This window comes from Streptomyces roseolus, assembly GCF_014649855.1.
Classification (GTDB): Bacteria; Actinomycetota; Actinomycetes; order Streptomycetales; family Streptomycetaceae; genus Streptomyces; species Streptomyces roseolus.
In genome coordinates this window covers 42,304-59,649 of sequence record NZ_BMTV01000034.1, presented here as the reverse complement: position 1 = coordinate 59,649, position 17,346 = coordinate 42,304, and the positions used below count along the sequence as shown (strand labels likewise).

17 protein-coding genes are annotated in these 17,346 nt (G+C 68.2%); 15 read left to right on the top strand and 2 right to left on the bottom strand.

The genetic code is table 11. The features are described from left to right. The first annotated feature begins 336 nt into the window (after positions 1–336). The gene (locus IE245_RS31370) at positions 337–2,007 is read left to right on the top strand and encodes an HNH endonuclease signature motif containing protein (RefSeq protein WP_189953781.1); all 1,671 of its coding nucleotides are present in this window, start codon (positions 337–339) and stop codon (positions 2,005–2,007) included. A 455-nt stretch (positions 2,008–2,462) separates the two neighbouring features. After that, positions 2,463–3,464, top strand: a complete 1,002-nt coding sequence (locus tag IE245_RS31365) for a GTP pyrophosphokinase (protein ID WP_189953780.1) — start codon at positions 2,463–2,465, stop codon at positions 3,462–3,464. Between the two features lie 1,284 nt (positions 3,465–4,748). Here IE245_RS31365 and IE245_RS31360 read toward each other — a convergent pair. Both IE245_RS31360 and IE245_RS31355 read right to left on the bottom strand, forming a co-directional pair. After that, positions 4,749–5,552, bottom strand: coding sequence for a protein phosphatase 2C domain-containing protein (locus tag IE245_RS31360; protein ID WP_189953777.1), 804 nt, complete (start codon positions 5,550–5,552; stop codon positions 4,749–4,751). 2 nt (positions 5,553–5,554) lie between these two features. Then, positions 5,555–6,400: a sigma factor-like helix-turn-helix DNA-binding protein gene (locus tag IE245_RS31355; RefSeq protein ID WP_189953775.1), complete on the bottom strand. Its 846-nt coding sequence runs from the start codon at positions 6,398–6,400 to the stop codon at positions 5,555–5,557. A gap of 481 nt (positions 6,401–6,881) precedes the next feature. Here IE245_RS31355 and IE245_RS31350 point away from each other — a divergent pair, with 481 nt between their 5' ends. The 13 genes from IE245_RS31350 to IE245_RS31295 all read left to right on the top strand — a co-directional run bounded on the left by IE245_RS31350 (position 6,882) and on the right by IE245_RS31295 (position 16,847). Then, entirely contained in the window at positions 6,882–7,148 is a 267-nt protein-coding gene (locus IE245_RS31350; protein ID WP_189953773.1) for a DUF6284 family protein, read from the top strand. After that, a complete protein-coding gene (locus tag IE245_RS31345) occupies positions 7,148–7,747 on the top strand; it encodes a hypothetical protein (RefSeq protein WP_189953770.1) in 600 nt (199 codons plus the stop codon). The genes IE245_RS31350 and IE245_RS31345 overlap by 1 nt, the downstream gene beginning before the upstream one ends. Continuing rightward, complete coding sequence (locus IE245_RS31340; RefSeq protein WP_189953768.1) at positions 7,744–8,613, top strand: protein spdB; 870 nt, start codon at positions 7,744–7,746, stop codon at positions 8,611–8,613. The genes IE245_RS31345 and IE245_RS31340 overlap by 4 nt, the downstream gene beginning before the upstream one ends. 46 nt (positions 8,614–8,659) lie before the next feature. Then, on the top strand, positions 8,660–9,052 hold the full coding sequence (locus IE245_RS31335) for a DUF3307 domain-containing protein (protein ID WP_189953766.1): 393 nt from the start codon (positions 8,660–8,662) through the stop codon (positions 9,050–9,052). A gap of 13 nt (positions 9,053–9,065) precedes the next feature. Further along, a complete protein-coding gene (locus IE245_RS31330) occupies positions 9,066–9,452 on the top strand; it encodes a DUF6251 family protein (protein WP_189953764.1) in 387 nt (128 codons plus the stop codon). A gap of 90 nt (positions 9,453–9,542) precedes the next feature. After that, the gene (locus IE245_RS37840; protein WP_268256602.1) at positions 9,543–9,674 is read left to right on the top strand and encodes a hypothetical protein; all 132 of its coding nucleotides are present in this window, start codon (positions 9,543–9,545) and stop codon (positions 9,672–9,674) included. 24 nt (positions 9,675–9,698) lie between these two features. Continuing rightward, positions 9,699–9,908 carry a DUF6257 family protein gene (locus IE245_RS31325; protein WP_189953762.1) on the top strand — a complete coding sequence of 70 codons (210 nt, stop codon included), beginning with the start codon at positions 9,699–9,701 and terminating at the stop codon, positions 9,906–9,908. A 90-nt stretch (positions 9,909–9,998) separates the two neighbouring features. Beyond that, positions 9,999–12,179 (top strand): FtsK/SpoIIIE domain-containing protein, encoded by a 2,181-nt coding sequence (locus tag IE245_RS31320; RefSeq protein ID WP_189953760.1) that lies wholly within the window; start codon positions 9,999–10,001, stop codon positions 12,177–12,179. Positions 12,180–12,404: 225 nt separating this feature from the next. Further along, positions 12,405–12,593, top strand: coding sequence for a hypothetical protein (locus IE245_RS31315; RefSeq protein ID WP_189953758.1), 189 nt, complete (start codon positions 12,405–12,407; stop codon positions 12,591–12,593). 137 nt (positions 12,594–12,730) lie between these two features. Next, positions 12,731–13,567 carry a bifunctional DNA primase/polymerase gene (locus IE245_RS31310; RefSeq protein ID WP_189953756.1) on the top strand — a complete coding sequence of 279 codons (837 nt, stop codon included), beginning with the start codon at positions 12,731–12,733 and terminating at the stop codon, positions 13,565–13,567. 2 nt (positions 13,568–13,569) lie between these two features. Next, positions 13,570–15,048: an AICE element replication initiation protein gene (locus IE245_RS31305; protein WP_189953754.1), complete on the top strand. Its 1,479-nt coding sequence runs from the start codon at positions 13,570–13,572 to the stop codon at positions 15,046–15,048. A gap of 459 nt (positions 15,049–15,507) precedes the next feature. Continuing rightward, on the top strand, positions 15,508–15,705 hold the full coding sequence (locus IE245_RS31300) for a helix-turn-helix domain-containing protein (RefSeq protein WP_189953752.1): 198 nt from the start codon (positions 15,508–15,510) through the stop codon (positions 15,703–15,705). Next, complete coding sequence (locus tag IE245_RS31295; protein ID WP_189953750.1) at positions 15,705–16,847, top strand: tyrosine-type recombinase/integrase; 1,143 nt, start codon at positions 15,705–15,707, stop codon at positions 16,845–16,847. Before IE245_RS31300 ends, IE245_RS31295 begins: the two co-directional genes overlap by 1 nt. The last annotated feature ends 499 nt before the right edge of the window (positions 16,848–17,346 follow it).

Here is a 17,346-nt window from a genome sequence, read left to right as displayed (position 1 = left end):
CCCAGTGGCACGCCACCCCTCCGCCACTCCCCCGCCCCCGAAACGAACAAGGCCCAGACCCCGGACAAGCACCGGTGGACTGGGCCTTCGTCGTGCTACCTGCTGGTGGGCGCGGACGGTTTCGAACCGCCGACATCTGCTTTGTAAGTTCGCCCAGTTACGCCGCCGGCCTCACAGCTACTTGTGCAGTCGAGCCTGACCCAGGCGTCAACGAGCTTTTGGGACTCTCCAGGTGCATCGACGTTGCCGTCACGGACTGCCGTCAGGCCAGTACCAAACCTCAGCGCATGCCCGCCCCGCTGCTCGTTGTCAGTGCGTTGATCTACGGTGGCGCCTATGGCACCTTCTGAGATCACTCGGGCTGGCATCCTGCAGGCGATTGCAGAGCATGACGACCTTGGCGCAGACGGCTTCCGAGAAGCCTACGGTTACCGAGCCGCGGTCACCTACGTCCTCATGCACGAGGGCAAGCAGTACGACTCCAAGGCCATAGCGGGGGTTGCTCACAAGTTTGACTTCGGCACTGCTCTCAAGCCGTCTCAGTTGAGCGGCGGTGCCAAGGCTGCAGCGGCGTGGTTGAGGCGTGAGGGCTTCACCGTGAGCGAGCCTCCGAAGTCGTTCCGCCGACGAGTGGGGGATGTGCGCCCGGGACGCAGCAGGTCGGGTACCGCCCTTCATCGCCCGGTACTCCTCCTGTGGTCGCTCGGCCAGGTAGTGGCGGGGGCGCCTCGTGTGCAGTCTTGGTCGACAGTTCGCGATGCGGTGGCGCCTCTGATGGAGAAGTACGCGCAGGTCGAAGATGGGGTAGACGCTGCCCGCTACCCCTTCTGGGCCCTGGTGCGGGACGACCTCTGGACCGTTAAGCACGAGGAAGAGCTGACACTCACCAGTTTGGGCCGGCGGCCGACGGTCGAGTCGCTGAACCGCGTCAACCCGGGTGGTGGACTCTGCGAGGAGGACTACGAGCTCCTGCGCTCCCACCCCGACGAGGCCGCGGAGGCTGCTGCCGGGCTCATCTTGCGATACTTCTATCCTCTCCCTGAGAGCCTGCTGGAGGACTTCGGCCTTCACGACCTGCTCGCCGGCAGGTGGGCGGATCCCCTGCGCCCCTTGCTCGGTGAGACCTTCAAGGACCGGGATGCCATCTGGCGGTCCTACGGCGGCCAGAAGATGGCAGGAATCGGCTGCCTCAACGACGGAATCTTGAGCGTCTTCTCCGACGACAAGGGACCGTACGCCGACGGGCGTATCCCGGACACGAACTGGATTGCATACGTCGGCGATGGCCTCTCGGGAGACCAGACGATCACCGACGGCAACGCCCTTATGGCCATGCACCAGGCCGAAGGACGCCCGTTGCGCTACTGGCACAAGCCGTACGGAGGGCAGTTCAGTTTCGAGACCTGGGCTGTCATCACGCAGCGCAGACGGCGGTGGGGCATCGGCGAGGACAAGAAGTGGCGCCGTGAGTTCCTTTGGGTACTCGCTCCCGTGCCCTCTCCGGACCCTGACACGTGGCCCTCTGATGTCCTCGACGCTCTGGAGGTCGACAGGGACGTCCTCCACGATGACACGAGCGACTACCGCCCAGGTGACGTGGATCCAGCAGAGCGCGACACTTTTGAGAGCGACAAGGACGCGTACCGGCGCCTGGCCGCGAGGGCGGAAGCGAACGCCAAGCGTCGCGGCGAGCGGAAGAAGCCGACCCAGGCCGACCGATACGTCCGCGACCCCAGTGCACGAGCCGCGGTCATACGGCGCAGCAAGGGAAGCTGCGAAAACCCTGACTGCGACGGACACCCTAAGGAACGAACCACCGCCGGCCTGCCGATTCTGCAGGTCGACCACGTTCACGACTTGGGCAAGGGCGGACCTGACATCCCCCGCAACATGATCGCGCTCTGCCCCAACTGCCATGCGCTGAAGACTTATGGAGAGAACAGAGAACGTCTGCGGCGTGCTCTGAAGGCCGTTGCTGAACGCCTCCACGCCCAGGCTCTTTGCTGACAACTCGATCCCGCATGGCGCTCCGCCACCGCCGCTGGTGGGGCGCCATGACGGAGATTGACGGCCCGTTCTCCGCCAGGCTGGGACCGAACCAAGGAACAAGCTGGCACCCTGCCGACAACGCGGGCCAAGGCGTGCAAGGCGCCTCGCTCTGCGACCACTGGCCAGCACGGGAACGCCCCGAGGCCTACGCATTACGAGTTGTCCGACCTTGTGCCGGGGGCGTCCGTGCGCGTCTGCTCGAACCACCGCGCCGCCGGTCAGACGGTTGTGTGACCGCGGGCGAACGCCGGCGGACGCTCCTGGATCGAGGCGAACTGTGACCGTATCGCCTTGCTCTACCGCGAGTTGGCAGGGTGCCGGGGTCGAGGCCCCAGCCGATGCACGTGGGGGAATCCATGTCGATTGCATCGTTTCGTCCATCTCAGCAAGCAACAGCGACTACTGTGCACCTCATGAGGAACAACAACGAGGAGCTAACCAGCACATTCAAATCCCAGGAGGGTAAATACCGCGATCTTTGCAATGAGATCTCTTACTCCCTAAGCAGGGAAATTGGATCTTCAGGAATCAAAATTCACTCCATCTCCACTCGCCCCAAGACGTTGGAAAGTTTCCTAGAAAAGGTAAATCGGAAACAATACGCCGACCCCTTCACTCAATGCGAGGATCTAGGTGCCGCGCGAGTGGTATGCCTTTTCATGTCAGACCTCGTCAAAATCCGCGAAGTAATCGAGAACACGTTTCAAGTCCTAAGTCATCACGACAAAATCCAGGATGGCGACGCATCATCCTTCGGCTACATGTCTCAGCATTACATCTGCAGACTCTCCAGCGAAAACTCTGGACCCCGATATGACCACATCGGCGGCCTCAAGTTTGAGATCCAGGTCCGTACGATCCTGATGGACGCCTGGGCGAACATTTCTCACTACCTGAGCTATAAAAATGAAGACAGCATTCCCCACACCGTAACCAGGGACTTTCACGCCCTGAGCGGTCTCTTGTTCGTCGCGGACCGGCAGTTTGAGTTGCTGGCAGATACCGCACTTCGGTCGGCAGCAAATGCGGAGAACGAAATCGTTCATTCCGGGGCAGAGGTTTCCGACATCAACGGAGACACTCTGACCGCCCTTCTCTTGAAGCTATTTTCCGACCGGGACCCGAGCAGCGCGTTCGACGTATCGGACCTGGTGCAGGACGCCAGGAATTTCGGCTACACAGACCTAAGAGATCTTAGCCGAGATATCGAAGCGGGCCTACCGGCAGCCCTTCAAGATGAGATTGACGATCCGCCACACGCGATTTTTCCCGACGACAAAGATGATGGCCGATACAACCGGGTTGGAATCGCTCGCACCTGTTTGACCCACGCAAAACCCGAATTCTTGACAATGATGCGAAAGAAGTGGGGAACCAGAAACTTCCTGGAACACGAAGCGGAACTAGAGGACTGATCGGCCTCCGGGAGAACGGGCTTCCCGATTGCTCGGACCCTGGTCTGGTCACGGGGGAGGCGAAGGCGGAGGGTGCTGTCCCGCACCCCCCGATTTTCAGGTCGTCCTGGCGAGGCGCGCGCCGGCCGCTGGCGGCGTGGACGGCACGGGCGACCTCGTCGGCGGCTGAGCCAACGGCCCTGCCCGAGGGAGGAATGACGAAGGTCCCGGCCGCTGTGCGGTCGGGAGCTTCGTACGCCCTGCTGTGCGCTGGCGGAGGATACGAGATTCGAACTCGTGAGAGGGTTGCCCCCAACACGCTTTCCAACTGTCCGTATGTCCATTCAGGCGCGTTCGCAGCAGTTCGCCGCACAGGCTACTCGGTGATCGAGTATGGCTGTGAACGGCGGCGAACCTCGGCGTACTGGACAAAGACCAGGACAACGCCTGGCGGTGGCGCAGGGCTCCCGCTCGCCCGTCAATGCAGCTAGGCGGGTTAGAAGAGCGTATCCTCGCCGACCGGCTCATTCACCGTGAAGGGTAGGAACATTACTCCCCCCAGCTCCACCTCTCTCTCCGACCCGTGGCACAAGATCAGGTCGAGAGCGCGCTCCCTGGGCCGGGGGTGTTTGTGATCAGCGACCCGACGAGTATCAGGGTTGACGGCGACCGAACGCCGGCACACGGGGCAGGTGATGCGCGGCCAAGAAGGCATGGTGAAGTTCCCTTCGAACAGGGGGGTGAGGTGGGAGACCTCCGGAAGCGCTGGAGAACCGAGAGCGTATGGGCGGCGAAGCAGGTTGACGAGGGCCCCTCGCAACAACTACTCACCAGCGCATCGCCGCAGGTGAAACGCCGTGTGATGTTACGAAGCGGCAAATCACCGCTAACTCCTGCTAATTCCTGCTAATTCCTGCTAGATCCACTAGTCCAAAGTTGGCCGAATCTCAACCCATGCCATGCTGGCCTCGGCTGAGTTGGTCCAGGAACGGCAAGGCTCCCTCCTGCGAACGACGGCGGATCCAACCTGATGCGGCGAGAGTAGAACCCGAGGCATCGAACCATCGAGCAGTGCAGTCAGAAGGCGCCGAGACCGGTATTTATGCAGGTCACGCCGCTGGCCATCGGAAGGGGTGACCAACTACGACCACACGCCGACCAACGTGCTCCGTACTTCCGGGGGGCAATGTACGGCCGGATTGGCCGATTCTCGTTGAGGCGTTCTACCTCCGAGCGGATTTCGGGCAACGAAGAAGGCTCAGGTCAATGACCTGAGCCCTGGGATGCCACCGAACTCTGTTTCTGTCACTGACAGAAGGCGACGGAGGCATCATCTCCCGACTTGTAACGCGGCCATCGGCGGCCCGTGGGGTCCGTGGCTTCGATTTCCCGGACGCGGTTGATCAGCGCACGAGGCCCACCGGTCCGTAGCGTTGCGAAGACCTCGGACCAGGTCGCCATGCCGTACTCCGTGACGAGACGGGAAGCGCCGTCGGACAACACCGCTGCTGTGCGGATGCCCTCGGCGGGGGTACTGCCGACGATCGCGTGCTCCGCCGCCGTCGGGCTTCCGGCTGCCACCCAGTAGCCGCTTGGTGTGTTCCGCGTCTGGCGCTGCGCGGTCACGAATCGCCGCAGGGCCTCCTCATGTTCCTCCGTGTGGGTTTCGTGCTGTTCGACCTCGGCGCGAAGCTCCGGAAGCACGTCGTCGACGCGCAGGTCTGTGATCACGGTGAAGTCCTGTGGGCCCTCCAAGATGATGGGGGAGTCCGCCAGTACGAGGTGATCGAAGGCCCCTTCCCGCTGGCGCAGGATGGCGACTGTTGCGGACGGGGTCCCAGGGTTGGCCAAGTCGCACTCGGGATGCAGGGCCGCCACTCGTTCCAGGGCGGCGGCCAGGCCGGCCGTCAGCGATTCGTTCGGATTCGCCAGCGCAGCGACAAGGCGACTGCCGAGTTGAGAGACGTACCACGGGACGCCATGGCGGCATCCCGTGTCGAGACCTGCGGTGCTCACCCCGTCCAGCACGATTGCGAGGGAGGGGGTGGCGGCTACCCAGTCCTCGTTGGGGGCCGATCCGCCGGGGTCTGTGTCGATGGCGACGCGCATGATCAGCCTTCGTGTCGGTACAGCGGGGTGACGCGACGACTCTCCAGAACTTCGAGGGTCTTCGGGTCGTAGCGGCAAGAGATCAGCGTGGAGAACCGGCGCGTACGTACCTCTCGGTACAGCTCGGCCAAGTTGTTCTCCAGGAAGTGAATGACGCCGTTCGCTCCGATGGAGTGGATGCCGGCGACGTAGAGAAACGTCCCCTTGCCGTCCAGGCGGGGCAGGCGCCCCAGGTATCCGACATCGCCGGCCGATCCGTCCTCATCCTGGGGGGACCGGTACTCCTTGCCAGCGGTCTTGTCGAGCAGGTGCCATGCGCTGTCCTTGGCGAAGGCAAGGTTGTCGTCGCCTTCGAGGACCTGCGCGATGAGAGGTGAGAGCCGGGGGCCGCAGATAACGACGTGGTTCTCTCGGTTGAGGTTCACCATCCCCGACGGCGGAATCACCTCGTACTGGGCATCCAGCTTCATGCCGCCCAGCAACTTCCGCAGGTGCTCGAAGTTGCCGAGGTCTTCCCGGGTGATCACTTCGCTGGGGAACTCGTCAGGAGCCTTCCCCGCCTCGTACTTGCCGCCGAGCGAGACCGTCACCAGGTCCGTGCCGAAGAAGGCACGCTCAGGCGGCGGGCCGGCTGACGCGAGCTGCCCCACCCGACCGCGGCTGACGCCGAGGCGCTTGGCGATCTCCGCCTGCGTCATGCCCGTGGCCTGAGCTTCCTCGATGGCCTCTCGGCGGATGCGGGACAGCTCGTTGACGTGGCTCTGGTACCGGGCCATCAGGTCGATTGCGGCTTTGGCGCGATCGACGGGGTCCGCTACCTCGGCGACCTTCTCCATCTCGTGCTGCACGATTCTCCTTCGCCTAGGGGGGCTATCAGACTCTATCGCGAGAGGGGGTTGCGCGCAGTCCCGAGTTTGCCTACCGTACCTATCAAGCAAGACGGCAACCCCCCCTAGGCAATGCTTTGGGTGGGCGCCATCTTGTGTTTGACCTGCGTCTATGTCGCCCGGAGGGTCCCCGGAAGGGTCTCGATGGAAGCGCCGGGTCCTTGAGAACTGAACAGCGTGCTGAGGTATCCGCCCCCCTCCAGCGACAAGCGGGCGGCGTACGTGGGTTCTGTCCTCGCGTACGGATCAGCGCAGCTCAACCCCTCCGCACCCGCCTCCTCGGCGGCTGCGGCCGGTTGCCTCCTCCGCCCGTCCGGGCCCCTCGCGGGGTGCCGTACGGGCGGGGTTGAGGGGAGCCGGATGGTTCCAAACGGCGAGAGGCCCCGGAGCGGCTACTCCGGGGCCTCGTTAGGGCCGTTCCTGTGTGAGAGGAACACACCCAATGAAGTCCATCGCTGCACTTCAGGCGGCCGTTACGGCCGTGGCGTTCGACGGTGAGCCGTCGGACGCGGAGCTGGACGCGATCGAGCAGGAACTCCCACTGATCCTGGCGGAGGTCGACCTGCTCGACGCGCAGATCATGACCCTGGACCGCCCGGTCCTGGTGCTGGACGAGCGGCGGATCCGCCGGGCTCGCAACCGGGTCCTGGCCGAGCGCCGAGCCCTGACGAACCGCGCCGGCGTGGCGCAGGCGGGCGGTGCCGCGTGATGGCCACCGCCCCCGCCCCCGAACTCCTTACGGACCACCGGGGCAACCCCAAGCCGTGCAAGGAGTCGACACTCACCTACGAGCAGGCCCGGCTCGGCATGGCCTTCCACGAGGCCGGCCACGCCGTCCTGGCCATGTCCTACGGCTTCCACGTGATGACCAGCGAGGTCATCGCCTGGACGATCGAGAACGACGGCTGGGGCCTGACCGGCAACACCGCCCTGACGCTGGACAGCGTGAACGCCTGGCACTACGCCGCGATGTGCGCGGCCGGCGTGCTCTGCGAGGTGCAGTACCTGATGATCCGCGGCCTGTGGACGCCGGAACGCGGCGCCCTGTGCGCCGCCGAGCACGACCGCGAGCAGGCCATCGACCTCCTCGCCGAGCAGGGCATCCGGATCGGCCGCGACCACGTTCCGGCGGGCGGGAAGTCCTGGGCGCAGGTGCGGGGCATGGCCCGCTGCCGGGTCGGTCACCTGTGGCGGGAGATCCGCACGGTGGCCCATGCCATGAACGAGAACACCAAGCTCACCGGCGAGCAGATCGCCGCCATGACCGGCCTGACCAACACCCCTACGCCGGTAGGGGGTGCGGCATGAGGAAGTCGATGGTGACCGCCGCGCCGGCCGTCGGGATGACGATGGTGTCGATGGTCCTGACGCTGGCCGTGGTCGTGTTGTGGCTCGGCGGTTCGATGCCGTGGCCGATCGCCCTGGTGGTCGGTCTCGGGCTGGACGGTGGCTGGCTGGCCACCCTCGCCTACGAGCGGCGCCTGGCCGCCCAGGGCGACCACTCCACCCCCGTCACCACGGTCGGCTGGGGTTTCGGCCTGGCCGCCACCGCCGTCCTGGTCGCCCACGCGCTCGGCGAAACCTCGCCCGGCCCGTGGCTGGCGGTGTCCTGGCTGCCGCTCGCGGCCAAGGGCCTGTGGCTCGTCCACGGCCTGTGGGAGCGCACCGCCCTCACCCCCGTCGCGCTCGATGCGATCCGCGGCATCCAGCAGGAAGCCCGGGACGAGGCGGCCGTGGCCCGCGCGCGGCTGCGGGCGCAGGCGGGTACGGAGGAGACCCGGCTGACGGCCGTGACCGAGGCCGGGGCACGCGTCGCACGCGTCCAGGCCAAGACCGCCGAACGGCTCTCCGGGGCCTGGGCAACGCTGGAGACGGCCCGGCAGGGCGAGGGCACCGCACGGGCTCTGACCTGCGTGACCGACCGCGTCACACCCACGTCACAGCCTCGCTGGGAACTGCCCGTCTGGGGCCCCTTCGAGCCGGTTCCCGCGCTCGACGCGGCCCCCTCGCTGAGTGACGAGGACCTGGACCGGATCGTCACCGAACTCCGTACCAGCGAGACGCCGCCGCTGTCCTACCGCGAACTCTCGCTTCGCTTCCGCGCGGCCGGCCACAGCGCGAGCGAGACCCGGCTTCGTGCCGCATGGCGCCGCGTCACCGCCACCGCCTCCTGACCACTCCGACCCGCGCCGCCGCGTGAGCGGCACCGAGGAGCTTCCCGTGTTCGCGACCGTGTTCGTGCTGCTCTACCTCGGTCACCTGCTGGCCGACTACCCGTTCCAGACCGACCACCAGGCCGCCCACAAAGCCGAGGGCGGCGCCCAGGGGTGGCGGGCGAACCTGACCCACGCCGCCACCCACGTGACCGCGTGCGGCCTCGCCCTCACCGCCGGCGCCGCCGCCCTCGACGTCACCGTCTCCGTCCCGGCCGCCGCGGCGGCTCTGCTGTGGATCGGGTCGACGCATGCGTTCATTGACCGCCGTTGGCCGGTGCGCTGGTGGATGTCCCGGATGCGGCAGACGTCGTGGGCCGCCCATGGCGGTGCCGCGCACGTCGACCAGACCGCCCACATCCTCGCCCTCGCGCTCGCCGCCCTCGCGCTGGCCATCTGACCCGGGAGAACCCATGTCGAACCTTCCCGAGCCCGCCCCCGTCGTCCGCCTCCCGGACGGCACCTACGCCTACACCGACCAGCTCCCCGCCCCCGTCCAGCCTGCGCAGGTGCCGCAGGTCATCCACCAGCACATCCACCAGGCCCCGCCGGACCGGACCGTGCAGCGGATCGCGCTCGGCTCCGGGATCGGCGCCGGCACGGTAGCCGCCGGGGTCTACTTCGGCCCCCTGCTCGTCGGCGCCCTGACCGCGATCGCCGCGAACCTGGCGCTGCTCGCGTTCCTGGCCGCCGTCCTGGCCTGGGGTGTCGTCACCGTCGTCCGCTCGATCGGCGGCACCGAGGGGGCGAACGCCGCCACGAACCTCGGCAAGGCCCGCAAGAACCTGCGCCGCCGCTGACGACTGCCCGCCCACCCCCAGCCCCTCGCGGTTGGGGGTGGAAGGGGAGCCGGGACAGCCCCGCGCCCACCGCACACCAAGGAGTCCTGGATGTTCACCCGTCGCCGGTTCTTCGACTTCACCCACTGCCCGAAGTGCTTCAAGCCCGCCCCCAAGCCCAACCCGCGCGTCTGCCCCACCCCCCGCTGCGGCTTCGGCCTCAACCCCTTCGCCCGCCGCTGACCCACCACCCCGGAGGAGACCGCCATGGCCGCCAAGCCGAACACCGACTACGACCCCGACCACCCGCCCCTCACCACCAGCGAGAAGGCGCAGTTCGCCTGGTACGTCGCCCGCATGTGCAAGCGCGGCATCGCCGGCGAGAACGTCTACCAGGCCGACCTGGAGAAGAAGGTCGACCGCATCCTCGACCGCGCCCGCGAGCGCGCCGAGAAGAACGCCCGCGGCAAGAAGTAGCCGCGCCCCGGGGCGGCCGACAGCCGCCAAGCACACCGGCCGCCCCGGGCCCTCCCTCCCACTCTCACGAGCAGCAGGAGAACCCCCATCATGACCGAGCCTCTGACCGAGGCAACGGTGGTCAGCCTCGACGACCACCGGGCCGCCCGCACCGACACCCCGCCCATAGACCTCACCAAGCCCACCCCCGCCCCCGCCGAACCGGCCGCCACCGAGGCCGAGTCGGCCGAGGGTACGGGCGTGGACGTGATCGACCTGCCGGGCAACCCGCTCGCGGACTGGCTGACCGTGCCCGACGGGCCGATCCTGCCGGTGTGGGCGCGGTCGGTGAAGTCGCTGCGCGAGAACACCACCGCCCTGTGCCGACTCGGTTGGTGGCACGCCCGCTACCACGCGGTCCGCACCCCGAAGTACCTGTTCAAGACGGTGCTGCTTGCCGCCCGCGGCTTCTACCGCGCCGTGACCGGCATCTGGCCGACCCTCTCCGCGCAGGAGCAGTCCGCGACCGTCAAGGCGCTCAAGGCCCAGCTGAAGGTCCGCCCGGAGGACATCGAGCTCGCGGCCCGTCACCAGGCCGCCTACGCCGAGCGGACCCGCACCCGCCAGTGGCGGTTCGGGATCGCCGCCGTCGGCGTCGCCGCCGCCGCGACCGGCATCATGCTCGCAGACCCCCTCCTGCAGACCGGGATCGGCGCCGCCGTCACCATCCCCCTCGCCCACCTCGGCCGGGGTGCGGAGACGCGGCTGCTGGACCAGGCGGCGCCGCCGATCCGGGTGGACATGTCCGCGCAGCAGCTCAACGACGCACTGCGGGCCGCCGGCCTCCTCAAAAGCGGCAGCGGCAAGGACGAGAAGGACCTTCCGCGCGTGTCGTGCACGATGGGCCCCGTCCGCGACGGGCGCGGCTGGTCGGTGATCTTCGACATGCCCCGGGGCGGAGGCAAGACCGCCTCCGACGTGCTGGCCAAGCGCGAGGTCATCGCCCAGGAACTCGGCGTGGACGAGATCCAGGTCATCATGTCCCGCGTCCGCGCCGCCAACGGCGGCAACGCCGGCCGCGTCTCCATGTGGGTCGCCGACGACGACCCCTACCTCGGCACCCCCAACCCGTCACCGCTGGAGAAGGCCGACAGGTTCTCCATCTGGGAGCCGGTCCCCTTCGGCCAGGACGCCCGCGGCATCCGCATCAGCGTCCCGGTCATGTGGCAGTCAATGTTCTTCGGCGGGCTCCCGCGCCGGGGTAAGACCTTCACCCAGCGCCTGCTGACCGCCGCCGGCCTGCTCGACCCGTACGTGCGGCACTACGTCGCCGACGGCAAGGGCGGCGCCGACTGGATGCCCATGAAGGCCGTCGCCCACCGCCTCGTCATGGGCGCCGAGGACGACGCCATCGAAGCTCTCAAGGCCATGCTCGCCGAGCTGCTGGGGGAGATGGAGCGCCGCTTCGCGCTGCTGCGGGACCTGCCGACGTCGGTGTGCCCGGAGGGCAAGCTCACCCCGGAGATCGTCGCCCGCTACAGCCTCCCGGTCATCTTCGTCACCATCGACGAACTCCAGGAGTACTTCACCGCCATGGAACGCGAGGACCGCGAGCAGGTCATCAACGACCTGTGCCGCATCGCCCGCCGCGGCCCGGCCGCCGGATTCATCTCCAACTTTGCGAGTCAGCGGCCCGACGCCGAGTCCGTCCCCGCCAAGCTGCGGGAGATCATCACCATCCGCTACTCCACCCAGGTCGTCGACCGCACCAGCTCCGACATGGTCCTGGGCAAGGGCAAGGCCGCCCAAGGCGCCGACGCCTCCGTCCTGTCCGAGGACCACAAGGGCGTCGGGGTCCTGGTCACCGGCCCGGCGTCGTACGTGACAGTGCGGGCCGACTACCTCGACGGGCCCACGTTCGCGCAAATGTGCCGCAAGGGCCGGGCCCTGCGCGAGGAGACGGGACAGCTCACCGGCGACGCCGCCGGAGACGTCACCGCCGCCGCCGACGCGGCCGGCATCACCGTCCCGCCGATCGTCTCCGACGTCCTGGAAGTCATGCGCCACTCCCCGCGCATGTTCACCACCGACCTCCTCGCCGGACTCGTCAACATCGACGAGGACACCTACGGCGACTTCAACGCCGAGGCCCTCGCCTCCGCCCTGGAGGCCGCCGGGGTGAAGCGGACCAGCAAGCAGGTCAAGATCAGCGGCGCCAACGGCGCCGGGTACCAGCGCCGCGACATCGAGGCCGCGGTGCCCGCCGAGATCCTGCTGTCGGCCGGCCGGTAGAGGGGTCCCCCTCTACCCACCCCAAGATCACCCACCCCCGCAGGGACCCTCCCGGAGCCTCCGGCAGGGGCCGCGAAGTAGAGGGGGCCCTTTACCCCGGTCATGGGGGCGGTAAGGGCCTCTGACCTGCAAGGTAAGGCCGGTAAAGGGGGCGTGTCCGGCCCCCTCCCGGACCCTCACAGGCCCGGAAACCCGGGCCGCAGCCTCCCAGGGAGACCTCACTCGATGGCCGTCACCGTCTCGCTCATCCTCCTGTTCGGCATCGCCCTGTTCTTCCTCCTGCGCTCCAAGGAACTCAGCCCCGGCGCCGCCTTCACCGCCGCCATGTTCGGCTTCCTCCTCGCCTCCACCGGCGCCGCCACCCCCATCAACCACCTCACCGCCACCCTCGCCGAAGCCCTCTCCAACCTCTGACCCACCCCAGCAAGAAGGGCGGCCCCCGTCTCGCCAAAGCCGGGGCCGCCCTCGTTCCAGACCGCTACCAACGAACTGGAGACACCCAGCATGACCCATGCACACCAGATCCGACGAGACCACGCGGCGGTGGCCGCGTGAACAGCCTCCCCACCACCGCCCTCGGTCTCGCCGAACACGGACTGCCCGTGCTGCCCCTGCTCGCCGACAAGCGGCCCTTCGGCCTCTGCCAGGCCTGTCAGGGCCTGGCGTGCGGCGGACGACCGAACATGAAGGCCCCCGGCCCCTGCGTGTGCCCGTGGCCGTGCCACGGTTGGGCCGCCGCCACCACTGACCCGAGCGTCCTCGGCTCCCCGCAGTGGGCGGCGGCCTGGCGGCGGGCGAGGGCGATCGGCTACCACCCCGGCGGCGCCGGCGTGACCGTCGTCGACCTCGACAACGCCGACGCCGTGGAATGGGCCCGGACGAACCTTCCGCCCACCACGACCGTGCAGACGACGCGCGGGGAGCACTGGATCTACTCCGGCGCCGTGCGCTCCGTGAACGCCGTCCGCCCCGGTGTGGACGTCAAGTCGCTGATGTCCTATGCCCGTTGGCTCGGCCCCGGTACCGGCACCATCGCCGACGTCCCTGCCGCCGTACACGACCTGGCCGCGGAGAAGCCCGCCGCCCGGCCCGCGCCCCGGCCCGTCACGGTGCCCGCTCCGGTCGGCGGCGGGCAGTGCCCGCACCGCTCCCCGGTCTACCTGGAGCGCGGGATCGCGATGGCGGAGCAGCGGATCACCGAGGCCGCGACCGGGGTGCACGCGACGGTGTACCGGACGTTTCTGGCGGTGCTGTCCGCGCACGGCCGGTGCGGCTGCCTCACCGACGCCCACATCGGCCGCCTGTTCACCGCCGCGCAGGCCAAGGGCGAGTCCCCGCGGCACTGCACGGACGCCTGGACCAACGCCACCACCGCTCTGGGGATGTAGCGATGTCCGAGGACGAGAAGAACCCGGCCCGCGAGGTCATCACCGACTACGCCCGCGCCCACTTCCGGTACTTCCGCACCGTCGACGGCACCGTCTACGCCCAGCGCAACGGCCACCCCGTCGCCCGCCCCATCCGCTCCCAGGGCACCACCGGCAGCCACCGGCAGGAACTCATGGTCGGTCTGTTCCGCGACGGCCACGGCGTCTTCAACGGAACCGCCTTGAAGGAGGCACTCGACTTGATCGAAGCACTCGCCCTCACCGAGGACGTCCAGCCCGTCCACATCCGCGTCGCCCCCGGCTTCGACGGCGCCACCTGGCTCGACCTCGGCCGCGACGACGGCCAGTCCGTCCGCATCCACCCCACCGGCTGGGACATCACCGTCCCCGACCCCCGCGAGGTCTGCTGGCGCCGCACCCAGCTCACCGGAGAGCTCCCGCTGCCGGTCAAGGACACCAACGGCAAGGGCATCGACCTGCTCATGCGGCTGTGCAACTTCAGCGACGCCCGCGCCGAGTCCCTGGCCCTCGCGTGGCTCGTCGGCTGCCTCGGCCCCGACGTCCCGGTCCCGGCCCCGTTCCTCACCGGCCCGCAGGGCGCGGGCAAGTCGACGGCCGGGAAGATGCTGGTGCGGATCATCGAGGGGATGAGCGGCGACCTGCGCCGGGCGCCGAAGGACGAGGAGAACCTGATCACCGCCGTCGCCGCCGGATGGGTCACCGGCCTCGACAACCTCTCCCACCTCGGCCCCGACCTGTCCGACCTGATGTGCTGCATCGTCACCGGCGCCGAGAACATCAAACGCGCCCTGTTCACCGACGGCGACGTCGTCCGTGCCCGCTACCGCCGGCCGATGCTGCTCACCGGCATCGACGTGGGCGTCATCCGCCCCGACCTCGCCGAACGCCTCCTCCCCCTCCGCCTGGAGCGGCCCCGGGTGCGGCGGACGGAGGCGGAGCTGTGGGCGGAGTTCACCCAGGCGCTGCCCGTGATCCTCGGCTCCGTGCTCGACCTGGCCGTCGAGGTCCGGGCCGCCGAGGCCAACATCCCGACCGACCTGCGGATGGCGGACTTCGCCCACCTGTGCGCGCAGCTCGACACCGCCCGCAACTTCGGCGCCCTGGACGCCTACCGGGCCAGCCTGGACGACCTCAACGACGACGTCATCGAGGGCGACCTCCTCGCTCAGACCGTCCTCAAGCACGCCACCGGCATCGAGCCCGGCACCAACGTACGGATGACGTCCGCGGAGTGGCTGCACGGCCTGACCCAGCTCTACATCGGCGAGGGGGAGTTCCGGCCCCTGCCCAAGGGCTGGCCCACCACTGGCAAGGTCCTCTCCGACCGCCTCAAGCGCCTCCAGCCCGTCCTCGCCGCCCGCGGCGTCCTGGTCGACTGGGGCCGCACCAAGACGGCCCGCTACATCGAGATGGCCCGCCCCATGCCCCCGACCGACGAGCAGCAGCAGCAGGTGTTCTAGACCGCGCCACGCGGCTCCGGCCGCACAGGCAAGAGGAGCACCCCCTCGGCGCGGCGGTGCTCCTCTTGCTCTTCGGCGGCCCGCCGCCGCCCCAAAGGCGTGCCGCTCCGCGGCTCCCCATTCACACCTGAAGGCACGCACAACAACAGAACACAGGCCCCTCTTTTTCCTAAGTAGAAAGACCCTGCGTCACCTGCGTCACCACGGCCCCGAAAAGCGGGCCTGACCTGCGCCAACGAAGGTGACGCAGAGCCTGAATCTCTGCGTCACCCTTCGTCACCTGCGTCACCCCATGACGGACAGCTGCGTCACCGGTGACGCAGCCCGTCACCCCCTGCGTCACCAAAACCAGCAGGTCAACGGCTCGAGTGACGCTGATGACGCGATGACGCAGAAATCCCCACCTCGGACAGATGCGACGCCCCCTCAGCCACTCACCCCTGTGGAGGAGACACCGTTATGACGGACCCAATCCCGACCAGCCACATCGCTGTGACCGTCCCCGAGGCTATGGCCGCCCTGAAGTACAGCCGTGGCAAGGTCTACGACCTCATCCGCTCCCGCGCGCTGCCCAGCTACACCGAGGGCCGCTGCCGCCGCATCCCCCTCGACGCCCTTCGCACCTACATGAACAACCGCCTGGAGGAAGCCGCCTAATGGCACGCAAGAGGAACCCGAACGGCGCCGGCAGCATCTGGCAGCGCAAGGACGGGCGTTACGAGGCTCGCGTGTACGTCCCGCAGCCTGACGGCACCCGGAAGAGAAAGACGGTGTACGGGGCCACGTGGGATGAGTGCGATACCAAGCGGCAGGAGCTCGTCCGTCGAGACCGCCAGGGCATCCCCACCCCGACCCGTTCGGCCAAGCTCTCCGAGTGGCTGCCTTACTGGCTGGAGCAGTTCGTCAAGGACGACCGCAAGAAGACGACGTATGCCAAGTACGAGACACACGTCCGCCTCTACCTGATCCCCAACATCGGGACGAAGCGCCTGGAGAACCTGGGGACGGCCGACGTCCGGCGAATGATCGCCGCCGTCTCCGCCCAGGCGTCTCCAGCTACGGCCAAGGAGTCCCACCGGGTCCTACGGAGCGCGCTGAGCGCCGCCTGTCGGGAGGAACTCATCAGCCGGAACGTGGTCAAACTCGTGCCGGCCCCGCGTGTGGAGCACCGGGAGCTGAAGCCGTGGGACCTGGAGCAGACGACAACCTTCCTGGAGGCGGCGAGGGGGGATGCGCTGTACGCCGCGTTCGTCCTCGCCGTCGCCCTCGGCCTGCGCCGCGGGGAGGTGCTCGGGCTTCGCTGGTCGGACATCGATCTGGGGCGCCGCACCCTCACCGTGCGGAACCAAATCCAGCGGGTGCAGAACGAGCTGTACGCGGACTCCACTAAGAACCGGCGGAGCCGCATCATCCCCCTGCCCCTCATGTGCGTGCCGCCGCTGCGTTGGCAGCGGCTCCGCCAGTCCGCACAGCGGGCCGCGGCGGGGGCGGACTGGCAGGACAGTGACTACGTCTTCACGACGCGTACCGGTCGCACGGTCGAGCCGATGAACCTCAGCCGCTCGTTCCAGCGGATCACGGAGGCTGTGGGGCTCCCCCGGATCCGGCTCCACGACGCCCGGCACGGGTGCGCAACGCTCCTGTTCGCCGCGGGCGTGCCGGCGCGGGTCGTGATGGAGATCCTGGGGCACTCGCAGATCGCCGTCACGATGAACATCTACACCCACGTCTCCGACGAGCGTCGGAGGGAGGCGATGGGGCACATGGACCGGCTGCTCCGCCGGCGCCGTCCCGAGTGAGACTGCCGTCAGTCTCTACCGTCAAAGGCCCCCGCAGCGATGAGCTGCGGGGGCCTTTGTGCTGGTGGGCGCGGACGGTTTCGAACCGCCGACATCTGCTTTGTAAGCTCGTGCGGGACGCTCTCGCCAAGGGCGGATCGCTGGTCACCACCGCCCCGGCGGTTCGTGTGCGACCACCGTCATCCGCAGCCGTTGATGTCAGCTTTAGATGTCAGCCCGCCCCACTCGACGGCCCGCTACCGCTTCTTCCGAAGCTTCTTCATCTTGGCTTCGGCTTCCTTCTTCTTCCGCTGCTCGACCCCGTACGGGGACCACGCCCCCTGATGCTTGGAGCACCGCGAGGTACCCGTCATCGCCTTGTTCCGGCAGCGACCTCCGCTCTGGGTAGGAGCGCTGCACGTCGGCTGGACCATCCTGCCCCCTTCGTCGTCGGACGCCGGAATGCTTCCAGGGCTCGACGCAGAACGGGGGGCGCAACCGCGGCGGACAGCAGCACGCC